This is a genomic window from Pseudomonas sp. ICMP22404, assembly GCF_006227205.1.
Lineage (GTDB): Bacteria > Pseudomonadota > Gammaproteobacteria > Pseudomonadales > Pseudomonadaceae > Aquipseudomonas.
In genome coordinates this window covers 392789-409429 of record NZ_VCNG01000003.1, presented here as the reverse complement: position 1 = coordinate 409429, position 16641 = coordinate 392789, and the positions used below count along the sequence as shown (strand labels likewise).

Below are 16641 nucleotides of genomic sequence, written 5' to 3'. Positions count from 1 at the left end.
GCAAACTGAGCCACCGCTATCGCGAGCAGGCTCGCTCCCACAAGGGATTTATGGTGTACGCGATTCGGTGGACGCCCGCGGAACCTGTGGGAGCCGGGCTTGCCCGCGAAGACGGCAGTACAGCCAGCATTGATGCAAGCTGAGCCACCGCATTCGCGAGCAAGCCCGCTCCCACGGGGGATTGAGGGTTTACGCCATTGGGTGAACACCTCGGAAACCTGTGGGAGCGAGCCTGCTCGCGATAGCGGTAGGCCGGTCAGCCCAAGGTCAACTGCCGAACGAGGTGCTGCGGTTCAGGCGCAGTTCGGCGCACAGGCCGCCGCCTTCTCGGTTGCTCAAGGTCAGTGAGCCGCCCATGGCCGTGGCCAGTTGCTGGGCGATGGCCAGTCCCAGCCCGGTCCCGCCGGTTTCACGGTTGCGCGAGCTTTCCACCCGGTAGAACGGCTTGAGCACTTCGGCCAGTTCCTGCTCGTTGATGCCGGGGCCGCGGTCCAGGACCTGGATCGCCAGTTGGCCATTGTTCTCGGCCTGCACCTCGATCCGCGCCGCGCCACCGAACTTCAGCGCGTTGTCCACCAGGTTCACCAGCACCCGGCGTAAGGCATGGGGGCGGGTGTCGATGACGGCGGCGTTCTTTCCGGACAACTGCACATCCTGCCCGGTGTCCTGGTAGTCGAACACCAGACTGTCGAGAAACGCATCCAGGCTGATTCGACAGCTGGCCTCGGTGGCGCCATGGATGCTGCGGGCATAGGCCACGCCTTCGCGCACCAAATGCTCCATCTCACCCAAGTCGCTCCAGAGTTTGTCCTTCTCAATGCCCTCATCCATGAATTCCGCCCGCAGCTTCATGCGGGTGATGGGGGTCTGCAGGTCGTGGGATATCGCCGCCAGCAACTGCATGCGCTCCTTCAGATAGGCGGCGATACGGTCCTGCATGGCATTGAACGCCTTGGCCGCATGGACCACTTCGGTCGGGCCTTGCTCATCCAGGCGTACGCTGTGGGCGTTCGGATCGAGGGTTTCCACGGCCTGGGCCAGCCGGGTCAGTGGGCCGACGGCGATGCGCACGGCCAGCCAGGTACAGCCGATCAGCAACGCCAACTGCCCCAGCAACACCACCGGCAACCAGGGGGACAGGGGCATCATGGCCGGCCGGACGTCGATGGTCAGCGGACTGCCGTCGCTCAGGCGCAGGTGCGCCTGGTAATGCTTCTGCGGTCCCGGAATGTCGATAAAGGTCAGGGGATAGGCCTGGCCGATGGCGTCCTCGATCGAATTCACCGAGATCGGCGCGTCTTCACGGGCTATCGGTTGGCCGGGTTGACCCTCATTCAGCAGGTAACCGTAGTTGCGCCGGGTGAGCTTGGGCAGCCATGCCGGGCGTTCGGCGGCGGGCAGGCGGTCCAGGATGGCGACGGAGGTCGAGACGTCGGTTTCCAGATTGCCGAGCATGGTGGACTTGGCGGTCTGGTAGCGCTCGTAATATTGGGCGCCAAACGACAAGCCCTGGGCCAGGATCAGGCCGACCAGGAAAATCAGCGACAGCCGCGAGGCGAGGGTGCGCGGCCAACGTAGCGGCAGACTCATGTCGCAGCCTCGAGGATTTCCACCGGCAAGGAGAAGACATAGCCTTCGCTGCGCACGGTCTTGATGTAGGCCGGCTCGCGAGCGTCATCCAGCAGACGCTGGCGCAGGCGGCTGACCAGCAGGTCGATGGAGCGGTCGAACAGATCGGCGTCCCGGCCCTGGGTCAGGTTCAGCAATTGGTCACGGTTGAGCACTCGCTGTGGGTGGTCGAGGAACACCCGCAACAGCCGGTATTCCGCGCCGCTCAGGGCGACCATGGTGCCGTCGGTGTCCAGCAGGTGACGCGCCGTGGTGTCCAGGCGCCAGCGACCGAACGCCAGCAGGCGGCCGCTTTCGGTCACTACCAGGTTGGGCGGCAACATGCGGGTGCGGCGCAATACCGCGTTGATCCGGGCCAGCAGCTCCCGGGCGGCGAAGGGTTTGACCAGATAATCGTCGGCGCCCATTTCCAGGCCGATGATGCGGTCGGTTTCGTCGTTGCGGGCGGTGAGCATCAGCACCGGCGTGGCCTTGTGCTTGCCGGCGCGCAGTTCCCGGCACAGGACCAGGCCGTCATCGCCCGGCATCATCAGGTCCAGCACGATCAGGTCCACCGGCGTGGTTTCCAGAAAGGCACGCATCTGCCGGCCATCGGCGACGACGGTGGTGCGCAGGCCATTCTTCTTCAGGTAGTTGCCCACCAGTTCTCTGATCTCGCGATCGTCATCCACTATCAATACGTGATCGACATGATCCATGGTGTCCAGTCCTCTCGGCGTTTCGTTGTGATCAGAATACAGGGGCCGGCGGGCCCGGCTCGCGGCGGTTTGTATTGCAGTGTATCTGGCGCCCGGCGGATACACAGCGATGCAAAAAGCCCCCTGGCTCGATACAGGCGGGATACCTCAGGGGCATTCAATGGCTCCCAACGAGGCGACACACACGGCCTCGACAGCAAACACACCCATTGAATGAATCGAGGATACCGCCATGAACACCAAAGCCATCTACGCCGCCTGCCTTTTCGCCGCACTGAACATCTGCACCCTGTCGGCCCGGGCCGAAAGCAATGTCCAGGCGCAGACCTACGCCTACGGCAGCCACCTGGACATCCAAAAGGTGCTCACCATCTCCGAAGACGCCGGGCCTGCCTGCGGCGTGGTCAATGCCCACATGACCTACCTGGATTCGGCGGGGCATCACCAAGCACTGGAATACCGCAAGTTGGCTGACCACTGCAATAACGATAATTGAGGTTAAACATTAATAATGATTAATAACTAACTGTTTTTAATCGATAAAATTTCAAGAGTGGCCCGAGACGGCCTGACTGCCCATGAGGTGATGCCATGCTTCTTATCGCTTTCCTCGGCGGGATCCTGACGATCCTCAGCCCTTGTATTCTCCCCGTGGTGCCGTTTCTGTTCGCCCGGGCCAACCGTACGCCGGGCTCGATGTTGCTGACCCTCGGTGGCATGGTGCTGACATTCGCCCTGGTATCGAGCCTGGCGGTGGTCAGCAGTGACTGGGTGCTGCGTGCCAGCAGCGTGGGACGGCAGGTCGCCCTGGGGGTGATGGTGCTGTTCGCCTTGTCGCTGATCTTCAGCCGGGTTGGCATCTGGTTGGCGCGGCCGCTGGTCAGCCTGGGCAATCGCGTCGATGCGGGTGCCGGGCGACTGGATGGGCCGTTGGCATCGGTATTGATCGGTGTCGCCACCGGGCTGCTCTGGGCGCCCTGTGCCGGACCGATACTCGGGGTGATCCTGACCGGCGCCATGCTGCAGGGCGCCAGCGCCGGGACCAGTCTGTTGCTGCTGGCCTACGGCCTCGGCAGTGCCTTGTCGCTGGGAACCCTGATCTTCGCCGGACGTGGCTTGGCCGCACGGCTGAAGCTCTCGCTGCCGGTGACCGCGTGGTTGCGTCGTGGCAGCGGAGTGGTTGTGCTGCTGGCGGCCGTGGCGATCGCTACCGGCGTCGATGATCGGCTGTTGGCCAACACTTCCTCCCAAAGCGCCGCGAGCCTGGAGCAACGCGTGCTGGAAAAGGTGCCACAGGCAATCGACTACGTGGTCAGCAAGGCCAGCGCCAACCCGATGCCGAACCTCGATTCCCAGGGCGCCATGCCTTCGCTGGATGGTGCGGTGCAATGGCTGAACTCGCCGCCGCTGAACAGCGAATCGCTGAAGGGCAAGGTGGTGCTGGTGGATTTCTGGACCTACGACTGCATCAATTGCCAGCACACGCTGCCCCACGTGAACGAATGGGCCAAGAAGTATGAGAAGGACGGCCTGGTGGTGATCGGCGTGCATACCCCGGAATACGGCTACGAGAAGATCATCGACAACGTACGCCAGCAGGTACGCAAACTGGACATCAACTACCCGGTGGCCATCGACAACCAGTACGCGATCTGGCGTGCCTTCAACAACCAGTACTGGCCGGCGCACTATTTCATCGATGCCAAGGGCCAGGTGCGCTACAGCCACTTCGGCGAAGGCCGCTACGGCGAGCAGGAGCAGGTGATCCAACAGTTGCTGCAGGAGGCCAAGGCGAGCCAGTAAAGCTGTGGCGAAGGGCCAGTCGAGTACTGGCCCATCGTTCGTTTGAAGGTTGTCAAACTTCTTTTATTTCAGAACGTTGGACGACAAACCTATGCGATTTTCTATGTGGGGCGCGGCCATATGGGTCGTGGCAACCTCTCTCCTGGCCAGCGTATCGCTCGACACCCAGGCCCGGGCGCTGACGCAAAACCAGCAGTCCGTATGTCGCTGGGGCGCGGACATCGCGGCGGGCGCACAAGCCTCCAAACTCTCCGGTGTCTCCCTGTACGGCGCCCGGAAAAAGCTGCAAGTGCGCAAGTTTCCCCGGCCATGGATGCGCATGACCGCCCTGGGCATCACCGAACAGACCTATGACAGCACGTCTCGCCTCAAGCCCGCCGCGGTCAAGCAGACCTACTACGAGCAGTGCGTGCGTCACGAGTTGGCGCGCCGCTAATCAATTCCGTTCATGCCGGGCTTCGGCCAGGCATGTCGATGCCATGCTGGTGCACCCTTCGGTACAGGGTTGCCCGGGAAATGCCCAGCGCCCGGGCGGTCGCGGTGGGTTTCCAGCGATGGCGCACCAGGGCGTCGAGCAGGGCCTGGCGTTCCGGGCTGGCACTGGGTTCCGGCGCAGGAGCGGCGTCTTGAGTGCCGTGCAACGACTCAGGCAGGTGAGCGCGCTGGATCACGGAGCTCTCGCACACCGCGCAGGCGTAGCGCAGCACATGGCGCAACTGACGGACATTGCCCGGCCAGTGATAGCCGAGCAGGCATTCCAGGGCGCCGCTGCTCAATTGCACGGCGCCGCCGCAACGGCTCGATTCTTCCTCGAGAATGCGGTTGATCAGCGTCAGCCGGTCACTGCGCTCGCGCAGTGGCGGCAGTTGGAAGCGGGCACCGCCCAGGCGGAAATACAGGTCCTCGCGAAACTCACCGGCGCTGACCAGGGCTTCCAGGTCGCGGTGGGTGGCGCAGATCACCTGAATGTCCACGGCTTTGCGGCGCGACGCACCGAGGGGCGCCACTTCTCCCTCCGCCAGCACCCGCAACAGGCGGGTCTGCAAGGCCAGCGGCATATCACCGATTTCATCCAGGAACAGCGTGCCGCCGTCGGCCTGTTGCAACAGGCCCTGCATGCCCTTGCTCGAGGCGCCGGTGAACGCCCCGGCCACGTAGCCGAACAACTCGCTTTCGATCAGGCTTTCAGGAATCGCGGCACAGTTCAGCGCGACGAAAGGGCGCTCACGACGCTGGCTGGCCTGGTGCAATTGGCGGGCGAACACCTCTTTGCCGGCGCCGGTTTCGCCCTGGATCAACACCGGCAGGTTGCGATCCTTGACCCGCACCGCCAGGCGCAGGCTGTCGGCCAGGCGAGGATCGATGTCGACCGACGCCATCGCCACCCGCGCACGCGGTAGCGCCCGATGCCGCGGTGCACTCACGCGGCCATGCAGGGGCGACTCGGCGCCCTGACGGCCGAAGGGATAAAGACTCTCATCCCGGGCACGGTGCAACCATTGTTGATCGAAGACCTGGCTGATGTGCTGCGGCAACTGGCCGTACTGCTGCAGCAGGTACTGGCGTGCGGCGGGGTTCAGGGCTTGCAGGCAGCCGTCGTCGTCCCAGGCGAACAGATAATCGGGCTGGCTGTCGACGTAGCCGGCGTTGCGATGGGCTCGCAGCACCCAATAGCCTTGGGCGCTGCTCATGAAGAATGCCTGTTCGATTTCCCGGGCGCTCTGCACCACCATCTGACGGATCAAGTGCTGCGAGCGGCGCTCATCCGGTGAGCGCACCGCCGACACATCCAGCACCCCGAGCAGTTCCCCCTGGGGGTCGAAGACCGGTGCGGCGGAGCAGGTCAGGCCAATGAACGCGGCGCGGAAGTGATCGCGCTTGTGCACCGTCACCGGCGCCTTGGCCGTGAGCACCGCCGCCACGCCGCACGTGCCTTCCTCGCCCTCCGACCAGCAGGTGCCCAGGTAAAGCCCGGCCTTGCGGCAGTCATTGCGAATGGCGGTTTCGACACGGTAGTCGATGGTCTGGCCCTGGGCATCGGTCAGCAGCACACAGTAGTCGGCATCCCGTACCCGGCCATGGAGGCGCGCCACTTCTTCGCTGGCGATATTGAGGAACAGCTCGGAGCGTTCCCGGCATTGCTTGAGCACATCCTCGGACAGGATGCGCGGGCCCTGCAACGAGCCGGGGTCGAGGTGATGCTGCTCCATGGAGCGACGCCAGGAGTCGAGGATCAGGTCAGGGACGGGCAGCTGTGGCAACTGGTCCGCGTTCTTCACGACGCGGCTGACGCAATCCACATGGGCCCTGGAGTGAGCGGAAAGCATGACTGGTCTCCGGTTCAGCTTCTTATCGTTGTGCACCCATTAAGCGCCGTTCGCCGGGCCCAGACAAGCCTGGCGAGATTGGCTGCTGGCGTGAGACGCCACGTCTCACGGTCTCGCCAGCGGCTCGTGCAGGCTGACATGTGGCGTCTCACGGGGGCTTGTCCCGGTTCGTGGTTTATCTCGCTGCGAGGGCTCTGGCCCGGGCGTTCGCTGGGTTTTTTCCGCACCTGGCACCGCCCTTGCTCTATGCCCTGGGCCCGCACGACGGGCCTTCCAATAATAAGAACCGAGGTACGTTATGTCTTCCTGCCCAGGTCGTTTGTCCCTCACGTTCAGGGTGGCGCCATGAGTCGCCGCCCCCTGACCGTGGGCATCATCGCCAACCCGGCTTCGGGACGCGACGTGCGGCGCCTGACCGCCAACGCCGGGCTGTTTTCCAGCACCGACAAGGTCTCGGTGATTCAGCGCTTGCTGGCGGCCTTCGGCGCCACCGGTATCGAACAGGTGCTGATGCCCACCGACATGACCGGCATTGCCGCTGCCGTGCTGAAGAACAGTCACAGCCGCCAGGCGCGCGACAGTCATTGGCCGACCCTGGAGTTTCTCGACCTGACCTTGCGCCAGACCGTCGAAGACACCCGCAGGGCTGCACGGCTGATGGCCGAGCGCGAGGTGGCGCTGATTGCCGTGCTCGGGGGGGACGGTACCCACAAGGCCGTGGCCGCCGAGGTGGGTGACATCCCGTTGCTGACCTTGTCCACCGGTACCAACAACGCCTTCCCCGAGTTGCGCGAGGCCACCACGGCAGGGCTCGCTGGCGGGTTGTACGCCAGTGGCCGGATCCCCGAACAGATCGGCCTGCGGCGCAACAAGCGCTTGCTGGTGTGCGAGGCCCGTCGCGGTCTGCGGGAAATCGCTCTGGTGGACGTCGCCGTGTCGCCGCTGCGCTTCGTCGGCGCCCGAGCCATCAGCCGGGCGGCGGACCTGGCCGAAGTCTTCGTGACCTTTGCCGAGCCGCAATCCATTGGCCTGTCGGCCTTGTGTGGCTTGTGGCTGCCGGTGACGCGGCAGGAGCCGGGCGGGGCCTGGATGCGCCTGGACCCGCAATCGCCCGAAGCGCTGCTGGTGCCGCTGGCCCCAGGCCTGCTGCAGGGCTGCGGCGTGCTCGCGGCCGGCCGCCTGGAGCCAGGTGTGGCCCAGCCGTTGGCGCTGTCCAGCGGCACGTTGGCCCTGGATGGCGAACGGGAAATCGAGTTCAACCCGCAGGACCGTCCCACGGTCACCCTCGATGCCGGCGGCCCGCTGAGCATCGATGTCGACGCGGTGCTGGCCTACGCCGCGCAACAGCGCCTGCTGGGCATCGGCCGTGAACATCCGCAACACCCCCTGAACCTGCAAGTCAGCCTTCAAGACACCCCTGGAGAATAAAAAATGTCGACACCGCTCACCCACGATCAACTGCTGCACGCCTACCAGGTGATGCGCACCATTCGCGCGTTCGAAGAGCGCCTGCACGTGGAATTCGCCACCGGCGAGATTCCCGGTTTTGTCCACTTGTATGCCGGCGAAGAGGCGTCGGCCGCCGGGGTCATGGCTCATTTGGGCGATGACGACTGCATTGCCTCCAACCACCGTGGCCACGGCCATTGCATTGCCAAAGGCGTGGATGTCTACGGAATGATGGCCGAGATCTACGGCAAGAAAACCGGGGTCTGCCAAGGCAAGGGTGGTTCCATGCACATCGCCGATTTCGAGAAGGGCATGCTCGGCGCCAACGGCATTGTCGGTGCCGGTGCGCCGCTGGTGGTCGGTGCGGCGCTGGCAGCGAGGCTCAAGGGCACCGACAGTGTCGCGGTGGTGTTCTTCGGCGACGGCGGCTCCAACGAAGGCGCGGTGTTCGAGGCCATGAACATGGCTTCGGTGTGGAACCTGCCGTGCCTGTTCATCGCCGAGAACAATGGCTACGCCGAGGCCACGGCCTCTAATTGGTCGGTGGCTTGCGATCACATCGCCGACCGCGCCGCCGGGTTCGGCATGCCGGGGGTGACGGTGGACGGTTTTGACTTCTTCGCCGTTCACGAAGCCGCCGGGGCGGCCATCGAGCGTGCCCGGGCCGGGGAAGGGCCATCGCTGATCGAGGTCAAGCTGACCCGCTATTACGGCCATTTCGAGGGCGATGCGCAAACGTATCGGGCACCGGATGAGGTCAAGCACTTCCGTGAAAACCAGGACTGCCTGATGCAGTTCCGCGAGCGCACCACCCGGGCCGGGTTGCTCTCGGCCGAGCAACTGGACCAGGTCGACCGGGAAGTGGAACTGCTGATCGAAAACGCGGTGCGCAAGGCCAAGTCCGATCCCAAGCCTGCGGCGGCGGACCTGCTCACCGACGTCTACGTCTCCTACCCCTGAACGCCTTTCATAAAACAAGAACAGAGAATTCCATCATGGCGAGAAAAATCAGCTATCAGCAGGCAATCAACGAAGCCCTGGCCCAGGAAATGCGCCGCGACACCAGCGTGTTCATCATGGGCGAGGACGTGGCCGGTGGCGCCGGGGCGCCCGGTGAAAACGACGCCTGGGGCGGTGTGCTCGGCGTCACCAAGGGCCTCTATGACCAGTTCCCCGGCCGTGTGCTCGACACACCCCTGTCGGAAATCGGTTACGTCGGCGCGGCGGTTGGGGCCGCGACCTGCGGTGTGCGCCCGGTGTGCGAATTGATGTTCGTCGACTTCGCCGGCTGCTGCCTGGACCAGATCCTCAACCAGGCGGCGAAGTTTCGCTACATGTTCGGTGGCAAGGCCTCCACGCCTTTGGTGATCCGCACCATGGTCGGGGCCGGCCTGCGCGCCGCGGCCCAGCACTCGCAGATGCTCACGTCCTTGTGGACGCACATTCCCGGGCTGAAAGTGGTGTGCCCATCTTCGCCCTACGATGCCAAGGGCTTGCTGATCCAGGCGATCCGCGACAACGATCCGGTGATCTTCTGCGAGCACAAATTACTGTACAGCATGCAGGGCGAGGTGCCCGAAGAGCTCTACACCATCCCGTTCGGCGAGGCCAACTTCCTGCGCGACGGCAAGGACGTGACCCTCGTGTCCTACGGCCGCATGGTCAACACCGCCATGGACGCGGCGCGTAGCCTGGCCGGGCGCGGTATCGATTGCGAGGTCATCGACCTGCGCACCACCAGCCCGATGGACGAGGACAGCATTCTCGAAAGCGTGGAGAAGACCGGGCGCCTGGTGGTCATCGATGAGGCCAACCCACGCTGCTCCATGGCCACCGATGTCTCGGCGCTGGTGGCGCAGAGAGCCTTCGGTGCGCTGAAGGCGCCGATCGAGATGGTCACCGCGCCGCACACGCCGGTGCCGTTCTCCGATTCCCTGGAAGACCTGTACATCCCTGACGCGGCGAAGATCGAACAAGCCGTGCTCAACGTGATCGAGTGGAGCAAGCGCTGATGAGCCAGATTCATACCCTGACCATGCCCAAGTGGGGGCTGTCGATGACTGAAGGCCGGGTCGATGCCTGGCTCAAGGAGGAGGGCCAGGCCATCACCAAGGGCGACGAAGTGCTGGATGTGGAGACCGACAAGATTTCCAGCAGTGTCGAAGCACCGTTCTCCGGTGTGTTGCGCCGGCAGGTTGCGCGGCAGGATGAAACCCTGGCGGTCGGCGCCTTGCTGGGCATTGTCGTCGACGGCGAGGCCAGCGACGCCGAGATCGAAGCGGTCATCGAGCAGTTCCAGTCCAGTTTCGTGCCGGGCGACACCGGCGATGAAGACACCGGCGCGAAACCGCAGAAGGTCGAGCTGGATGGCCGGGTGATTCGCTACTTTGAACGTGGCGAAGGCGGCATGCCCTTGGTGTTGGTCCACGGTTTTGGCGGGGACCTGAACAATTGGCTGTTCAACCATGAGGCCTTGGCGGCCGGCCGCCGGGTGATCGCCCTGGACCTGCCGGGCCATGGCGAGTCCGGCAAGACCCTGGAACGGGGTGACCTGGATGAGCTGAGCGGCGCGGTGCTGGCCTTGCTCGATCACCTGGACATCAGCGTCGCGCATCTGGTGGGGCATTCCATGGGCGGCGCCGTGTCGCTGAACACCGCACGCTTGATGCCCCAGCGGGTGCGATCCCTGACGCTGATCGGCAGTGCCGGCCTCGGCCCTGAGATCAACGGTGGCTACCTGCAAGGCTTTGTCGAGGCCTCCAACCGCAACGCCCTCAAGCCGCAGCTGGTGCAGTTGTTCTCCAACGCCGAGCTGGTCAACCGGCAGATGCTCGACGACATGCTCAAGTACAAGCGCCTGGAGGGCGTGGACGCGGCATTGAAGCAGCTGTCGACGACGTTGTTCGCGGACGGCCGCCAGCGGATGGACTTGCGCGAAGTGGTGCAGGCCGGTCACGTGCCGACCCTGGTGATCTGGGGCAGTGACGACGCGATCATCCCGGCGGCCCATGGCGAGGGGCTGGACGCCCGGGTGGAGGTGCTGGCCGGTCAAGGCCACATGGTGCAGATGGAAGCGGCCGAGCAGGTCAATCGATTGATCCTTGAGTTCATTGAACAGCACTGATCAACCGGGCGACGCGCGAGTCGTCGCCCCCAAGCATTCTGGAGAAACGCTATGAACGCTTCAATCACGCCTACCCGCAGCATGCGCGCCGCCGTCTGGCATGGCCGTAACGATATCCGCGTCGAAGACGTACCGTTGCCCGTTTCGCCGCCCGCCGGCTGGGTGCAGATCCGCGTGCAGTGGTGCGGCATCTGCGGTTCCGACCTGCATGAGTACGTCGCCGGGCCGGTGTTCATCCCGGTGGACGCGCCACACCCGCTGACCGGTATCAAGGGCCAGTGCATCCTCGGCCACGAGTTTTGCGGCGAAATCGTCGAACTGGGGGCCGGGGTAGAGGGCTTCAGCGTTGGCGAACCGGTGGCGGCGGATGCCTGCCAGCACTGCGGCACCTGCTACTACTGTACCCACGGGCTTTACAACATCTGCGAAAACCTGGCGTTCACCGGCCTGATGAACAATGGCGCGTTCGCGGAGCTGGTCAATGTGCCGGCCAATTTGCTCTACAAGTTGCCTGCCGGTTTTCCTGCCGAGGCCGGCGCGTTGATCGAGCCGTTGGCGGTGGGCATGCACGCGGTGAAGAAGGCTGGCAGCCTGTTGGGCCAGAACGTCGTGGTGGTGGGCGCCGGAACCATTGGCCTGTGCACCATCATGTGTGCCAAGGCCGCCGGGGCGGCCCAGGTGATTGCCCTGGAAATGTCCAGCGCGCGCAAGGCCAAGGCCCTGGAGGTCGGCGCCAGTCATGTCATCGATCCCAACCAGTGCGATGCGTTGGCTGAAGTGCGCCGCCTGACCGGGGGGCTGGGCGCCGATGTCAGCTTCGAGTGCATCGGCAACAAGCACACCGCCAAGTTCGCCATCGACCTGATCCGCAAGGCCGGCAAATGCGTGTTGGTGGGGATTTTCGAGGAACCGAGCGAATTCAACTTCTTCGAACTGGTGTCCACCGAGAAGCAGGTGCTCGGCGCGCTGGCCTACAACGGCGAATTTGCCGATGTCATTGCGTTCATCGCCGATGGCCGCCTGGACATCTCACCCCTGGTGACCGGGCGTATCCAGTTGGAGCAGATCGTCGGGCAGGGCTTCGAGGAACTGGTCAACAACAAGGAGCACAACGTGAAAATCATCGTGTCGCCGGCGCGGAGCTGATTTTTCCTGATGTGGGCGATTGGCGATGGCCGGCGGCGGCCATCGCATTTTTTGCCGTGGGTTCAATCCGGTAAATAGTCTCGCCAGACGCGGCTTTCGTCGAGTTGCAGCTGGCGCTCTTCCGTTTGCCGAAACCTGCGGTCGCAGTCGAGGAAGAACTCGTCGAGTTGCGGCGGTTCGACGTCGGTATCGCTGAGCATCGTGTGGACCTGTCCACGGTGGTGAATCTGGTGTGCGAACAGGTGCAGCAGCAACCGGTCGATACGCTCGGGCACCACGGCACCGTCGGCGCGTACCAATTCGACGGATCGGGCGAGGTCTTTCTCCCGCAGGGATTCGCAGAACGCCACCAGTCGCCGGTCGGTGCGGGCCTGGCATTGCACCAGCTCGGCAAAGGCCAAGGTCTCGGAGAAATCCTTGATCTGCCCGTCACGATCGCCTTCCAGGGCGGTGAGGTAATAGCGGTCCACCTCCAGGATATGGCAGAGCGTGGCTTGTATGGACGGAAAGAACCCCGTGCGTCGCGTCAGGTATTCGTCCTCGCTCAACTGCGCACAGGTGCCGAGCAGCCGGTGGTTGGCCCACTGGTTGTTCAGGGCCTGGGCGAGGAAATAATTCATGGTAAGCCTTCCTTGTGGGAGCGAGCCTGCTCGCGATGACGGCGGTACATCCAGCATAGCCGTTCCAGACAGACCGCTATCGCGAGCAGGCTCGCTCCCACAGTGGGTTGATGTGCTGGCTGATAATCCTCCATACACCTCGGTCAGTGTGGGAGCGAGCCTGCTCGCGATAGTGGCGGTACATCCAGCATAGCTATTCCAGACAGACCGCTATCGCGAGCAGGCTCGCTCCCACAGGGGACTTCATTTGCCTCGGGTCAGAGCCCCACATCCGGCAGCACCGGTCGATTCGCCAGGGCCTTGGCCATGATCTGTTCCACATACACCCGGTCTTCTTCCGGCAGGGCCAGGCGTGGTGGGCGGGTGAGGGCGCTGCCGCGGCCGGCGATGGCTTCGCACAGCTTGATGCATTGCACCAGGTCGGCGCGGGCGTCGAGGTGCAGGATCGGCATCAGCCATTCGTAGATCGGCATCGCTTCGGCGAAACGCCCGGCGCGGGCCAGGCGGAAGATGGTTTCGCCTTCCTTCGGGAACACGTTGGACATGCCCGAGACCCAGCCTTCGGCGCCCACGGCGAGGCTTTCCAGCACCACGTCGTCGAGGCCCGCGAACAGGACAAAGCGATCACCCACTTCATTGCGCACGTCGATGAACCGCCGGGTGTCGCCGGAGGAGTCCTTGAAGCACACCACGTTGTCGCAATCGGCCAGGGAAATCAGGATGTCCGGAGTCACGTCGTTCTTGTAGATCGGTGGGTTGTTGTAAACCATCAGCGGCACGTCTGCATGCCGGGCGACATAGCGAAAGTGCTCGGCGGTTTCGAACGGCTTGGAGCCATAGACCAATGCCGGCATCAGCATCACGCCGTCGACGCCGACCTTGCGCACTGCGTTGGCGACCTTGGCCGCCTGCACGCTGGTGAACTCGGCCACGCCGCAGATCACCGGCACCCGACCCCGGGAGGCGTCCACCGCGACTTCGGTCACGGCGATTTTTTCTTCGGCGCTCAGCGAAGTGTTTTCCCCCACCGAACCACAGACCACCAGGCCCGAGACGCCGTCACGGATGACGTTGGAAATGACCTCATGGGTCTTGTCCAGGTTGATGGAGAAGTCGTCGTTGAATTGGGTGGTAACGGCGGGGAATACGCCGCTCCAGTTGATGCGTTTGCTCATGGGGTGTCTCCAGTTGATGGTAGTACTGTGGCGAGGGGATTTATCCCCGCTGGGCTGCGAAGCAGCCCCCTGTATCTGTCTGGCGCAGCGAGTCGCCAGATTGGGGCCGCTTCGCGCCCCAACGGGGATGAATCCCCTCGCCACAAGGGATCGATGTGAGTTCGAAAATCATGCGCCAGGCCACGTATCTGAAAGCCGATAGCCCTGCGGCCATGGATCAGCCGGATCCAGCAGCAGTTGATGCGTCCCGGTGATCCACGCCCGTCCGGCAATGCACGGATAGATCGCCGGGCGCCCGGCCACGTCGGTCAGCGAGTCGATGCGACAATGGAATTCGGAGCCGATGATCGAGCGCCCGATGAACCGCTCGCCCACCTGCATCAACCCCTTGGCCTGCAACACCGCCATGCGTGCCGAGCAGCCTGTGCCGGTAGGGGAGCGGTCGATCTTGCCGGGCTGGATCACCACGGCGTTGGCACCCGTAGCGACGCCTGCCTCCATGACGACGGGCGCGGCGATCTGGCAGAACGAAATGTGTGACCAGTCAGGGTTCAGCGGGTGGACGAAGCCCAGTTGCTCATTGGCGGCCCGAGTGATGTTCAGCCCGACGGCCACCAGATCGGCGGCCTCGTCAGGGCGGATGGCGAAGCCCAGGCGCTGGGCGTCGACGATGACGAAACTGTCACCGCCATAGGCGGTGTCCACCTGCAGCGAGCCCAGGCCCTCGACTTCGATCCAGGCGTCGAGACGGTCGGCGAAGGAGGGCACGTTCTTGATCTCCACCCGTTGCACCTTGCCGTCGCGGCAATCGGCGACGGCTTCGATCAACCCGCCAGGGGCTTCGAGTACCAGGCGGGTCTGGGGTTCGGTCATGGGCAGGATGCCGCTGTCCAGCAGCACGGTCGCCACGCACAGGGAGTTGGAGCCGGACATCGGCGGGGTGTCGGCCGGCTCCATGATGATCCAGGCCATCTGCGCCCGAGGGTCCTTGGCCGGCACCAGCAGGTTGACGTGGCGAAACACGCCGCCACGGGGCTCGTTGAGAACGAAGTTGCGCAGGGTCTGGTCCTGGGCGATCCAGCGCGACTGTTCCCACACCGTGGCACCGGGTGGAGGGGCGACACCGCCGACGATCACATCGCCGACTTCGCCTTCGGCGTGGCAACTGACGACGTGGATGATTTTTGATGAGCGCATTGGGTTGTTCCTTGTGTTGTCCGTTCCGGCCTCATCGCGAGCAGGCTCGCTCCCACAGGGTACAAATCCCATGTGGGAGCGAGCCTGCTCGCGATAGGGGCATGGGCTATTTCACCGACTTGAGAAACGCCGCCGTCTCCCGCTGCATCGGGTTGCCGATCACCTGGTCCGGCGGCCCGATCTCATGCACCCGGCCATTGCAAAAGAACGCCACGCGATCGGACACGTCCCGGGCGAAGCGGATCTCGTGGGTCACCAGCACCATGGTCATGCCGTCCTCGGCGAGCATGCGCATGGTGTCCAGCACTTCACCCACCAGTTGCGGGTCCAGGGCCGAGGTGGCTTCGTCGAACAGCATGTAGTCCGGCGACATCGCCAAGGCCCGGGCGATGGCCATGCGCTGTTGCTGGCCACCGGAGAGCTTGTTCGGAAAGGCCTTGAGCTTGTCCCCCAGGCCCACGTGCTCCAGCTGTTTCACCGCCAGGGCCTCGGCCTCCTGTTTGCTCTTGCCCAGCACCTTGCGCGGCGCCAGCATTACGTTCTCCAGCACCGTCAGGTGCGGGAAGGCGTTCCATTGCTGGAAGACGATGCCGATCTTCTGCCGCAGGTGATTGAGATCGGTGGCGCGGTCATGCACCTCGACACCGTCCACGCGAATGCTGCCTTGCTGGATCGGCTCCAGGCCGTTGATGCACATCAACAGGGTCGACTTGCCGGACCCCGAGCCACCGATGATCGACACCACTTCACCCTTGTCTACGGTCAGGCTCACACCCTTGACCACTTCCAGGTCGCCAAAGGATTTATGCACGTTCTCGATCTCAATCATTTTCCTGCCACCTTCTTTCCAGGCGTGCGCCGAGGCGGGCGACCACCAGGCTCATGACGTAGTAAATGAGGCCTGCGATGCACAGCACCAGCAGGGGTTCCTGAATGCGCGTGACGATGGTTTGCGAAGCACGCAGCAGCTCGACGATGCCGATCCACATCACCAGCGCGGTGTCCTTCATCACCCCGAGTACCAGGTTCAGCCAGCCGGGAAACGCCACGCGCGTGGCAATCGGCAGGACGATGAAGCGCAGGTCCTGCAGGTAGCTCAAGCCCAGGGAACGGCTGGCCCGTCGGGTGCTCAGCGGCACCGCCAGCACCCCGCCACGGACGATTTCGGTGAAGTACGCGGCGGCGTAGACCCCGAGCACGATGCAGCCGACGGCGAAGGCGCTGAGGTTCAGGCCGACGATGCTCTTGAGCGAGTTGAACAGCACGAACTGGATCAGCAACGGCACGCTGCGAAACACGTCCAGTACCCAGGCCAGCGGCAGGCTGGCCCGGGGCAACAGCGCCCGGAGCAGGCCGAACAGTAGCCCGGCCAGGGTGCCGAGCAGGATCGACCAGGCGGTCAGCTGCAGCGTGACCCAGGCCCCGTCGAGCAAGAACAACAGGTCGTTAACGGTGAGGCTTGTTGCAAACATG

16 protein-coding genes are annotated in these 16641 nt (G+C 64.0%); 8 read left to right on the top strand and 8 right to left on the bottom strand.

What is annotated here, in order from left to right:
- Window positions 1-267: 267 nt before the first annotated feature.
- Window positions 268-1590, bottom strand: coding sequence for an ATP-binding protein (locus tag FGE05_RS07735; protein ID WP_139643372.1), 1323 nt, complete (start codon window positions 1588-1590; stop codon window positions 268-270).
- Entirely contained in the window at window positions 1587-2327 is a 741-nt protein-coding gene (locus FGE05_RS07730) for a response regulator (protein ID WP_139643369.1), read from the bottom strand. The genes FGE05_RS07735 and FGE05_RS07730 overlap by 4 nt, the downstream gene beginning before the upstream one ends.
- A gap of 232 nt (window positions 2328-2559) precedes the next feature.
- On the opposite strand from FGE05_RS07730, the gene FGE05_RS07725 reads away from it, so the two are divergent.
- The 3 genes from FGE05_RS07725 to FGE05_RS07715 all read left to right on the top strand — a co-directional run bounded on the left by FGE05_RS07725 (window position 2560) and on the right by FGE05_RS07715 (window position 4566).
- On the top strand, window positions 2560-2823 hold the full coding sequence (locus FGE05_RS07725) for a DUF2790 domain-containing protein (RefSeq protein ID WP_139643366.1): 264 nt from the start codon (window positions 2560-2562) through the stop codon (window positions 2821-2823).
- Between the two features lie 95 nt (window positions 2824-2918).
- Window positions 2919-4130, top strand: a complete 1212-nt coding sequence (locus FGE05_RS07720) for a cytochrome c biogenesis protein DipZ (RefSeq protein ID WP_139643363.1) — start codon at window positions 2919-2921, stop codon at window positions 4128-4130.
- A gap of 103 nt (window positions 4131-4233) precedes the next feature.
- Complete coding sequence (locus FGE05_RS07715) at window positions 4234-4566, top strand: hypothetical protein (RefSeq protein ID WP_373682438.1); 333 nt, start codon at window positions 4234-4236, stop codon at window positions 4564-4566.
- A gap of 10 nt (window positions 4567-4576) precedes the next feature.
- On the opposite strand, the gene FGE05_RS07710 is transcribed toward FGE05_RS07715, so the two are convergent.
- The gene (locus FGE05_RS07710) at window positions 4577-6457 is read right to left on the bottom strand and encodes a sigma-54-dependent Fis family transcriptional regulator (RefSeq protein WP_139643357.1); all 1881 of its coding nucleotides are present in this window, start codon (window positions 6455-6457) and stop codon (window positions 4577-4579) included.
- Between the two features lie 345 nt (window positions 6458-6802).
- Here FGE05_RS07710 and FGE05_RS07705 point away from each other — a divergent pair, with 345 nt between their 5' ends.
- From FGE05_RS07705 to FGE05_RS07685, 5 genes are all read left to right on the top strand, one after another.
- Window positions 6803-7885 carry an ATP-NAD kinase family protein gene (locus tag FGE05_RS07705; protein ID WP_139643354.1) on the top strand — a complete coding sequence of 361 codons (1083 nt, stop codon included), beginning with the start codon at window positions 6803-6805 and terminating at the stop codon, window positions 7883-7885.
- Between the two features lie 3 nt (window positions 7886-7888).
- Window positions 7889-8866, top strand: coding sequence for a thiamine pyrophosphate-dependent dehydrogenase E1 component subunit alpha (locus tag FGE05_RS07700; protein WP_047702923.1), 978 nt, complete (start codon window positions 7889-7891; stop codon window positions 8864-8866).
- Between the two features lie 35 nt (window positions 8867-8901).
- Window positions 8902-9918: an alpha-ketoacid dehydrogenase subunit beta gene (locus FGE05_RS07695; protein ID WP_139643351.1), complete on the top strand. Its 1017-nt coding sequence runs from the start codon at window positions 8902-8904 to the stop codon at window positions 9916-9918.
- Window positions 9918-11030 carry an acetoin dehydrogenase dihydrolipoyllysine-residue acetyltransferase subunit gene (locus tag FGE05_RS07690; protein ID WP_139643349.1) on the top strand — a complete coding sequence of 371 codons (1113 nt, stop codon included), beginning with the start codon at window positions 9918-9920 and terminating at the stop codon, window positions 11028-11030. The genes FGE05_RS07695 and FGE05_RS07690 overlap by 1 nt, the downstream gene beginning before the upstream one ends.
- 81 nt (window positions 11031-11111) lie before the next feature.
- Entirely contained in the window at window positions 11112-12176 is a 1065-nt protein-coding gene (locus FGE05_RS07685) for a 2,3-butanediol dehydrogenase (protein WP_254705014.1), read from the top strand.
- Window positions 12177-12238: 62 nt separating this feature from the next.
- Here FGE05_RS07685 and FGE05_RS07680 read toward each other — a convergent pair whose 3' ends face one another.
- The 5 genes from FGE05_RS07680 to FGE05_RS07660 form a co-directional block, all read right to left on the bottom strand.
- Window positions 12239-12796, bottom strand: coding sequence for a DinB family protein (locus FGE05_RS07680; protein ID WP_139643340.1), 558 nt, complete (start codon window positions 12794-12796; stop codon window positions 12239-12241).
- Window positions 12797-13053: 257 nt separating this feature from the next.
- Entirely contained in the window at window positions 13054-13971 is a 918-nt protein-coding gene (locus tag FGE05_RS07675; protein WP_055137750.1) for a dihydrodipicolinate synthase family protein, read from the bottom strand.
- A gap of 168 nt (window positions 13972-14139) precedes the next feature.
- Window positions 14140-15168 (bottom strand): proline racemase family protein, encoded by a 1029-nt coding sequence (locus FGE05_RS07670; RefSeq protein WP_139643337.1) that lies wholly within the window; start codon window positions 15166-15168, stop codon window positions 14140-14142.
- 106 nt (window positions 15169-15274) lie between these two features.
- Window positions 15275-15997, bottom strand: a complete 723-nt coding sequence (locus tag FGE05_RS07665) for an amino acid ABC transporter ATP-binding protein (protein WP_024777747.1) — start codon at window positions 15995-15997, stop codon at window positions 15275-15277.
- Window positions 15990-16640, bottom strand: a complete 651-nt coding sequence (locus FGE05_RS07660) for an amino acid ABC transporter permease (RefSeq protein WP_041024840.1) — start codon at window positions 16638-16640, stop codon at window positions 15990-15992. The genes FGE05_RS07665 and FGE05_RS07660 overlap by 8 nt, the downstream gene beginning before the upstream one ends.
- Window position 16641 lies beyond the last annotated feature (1 nt).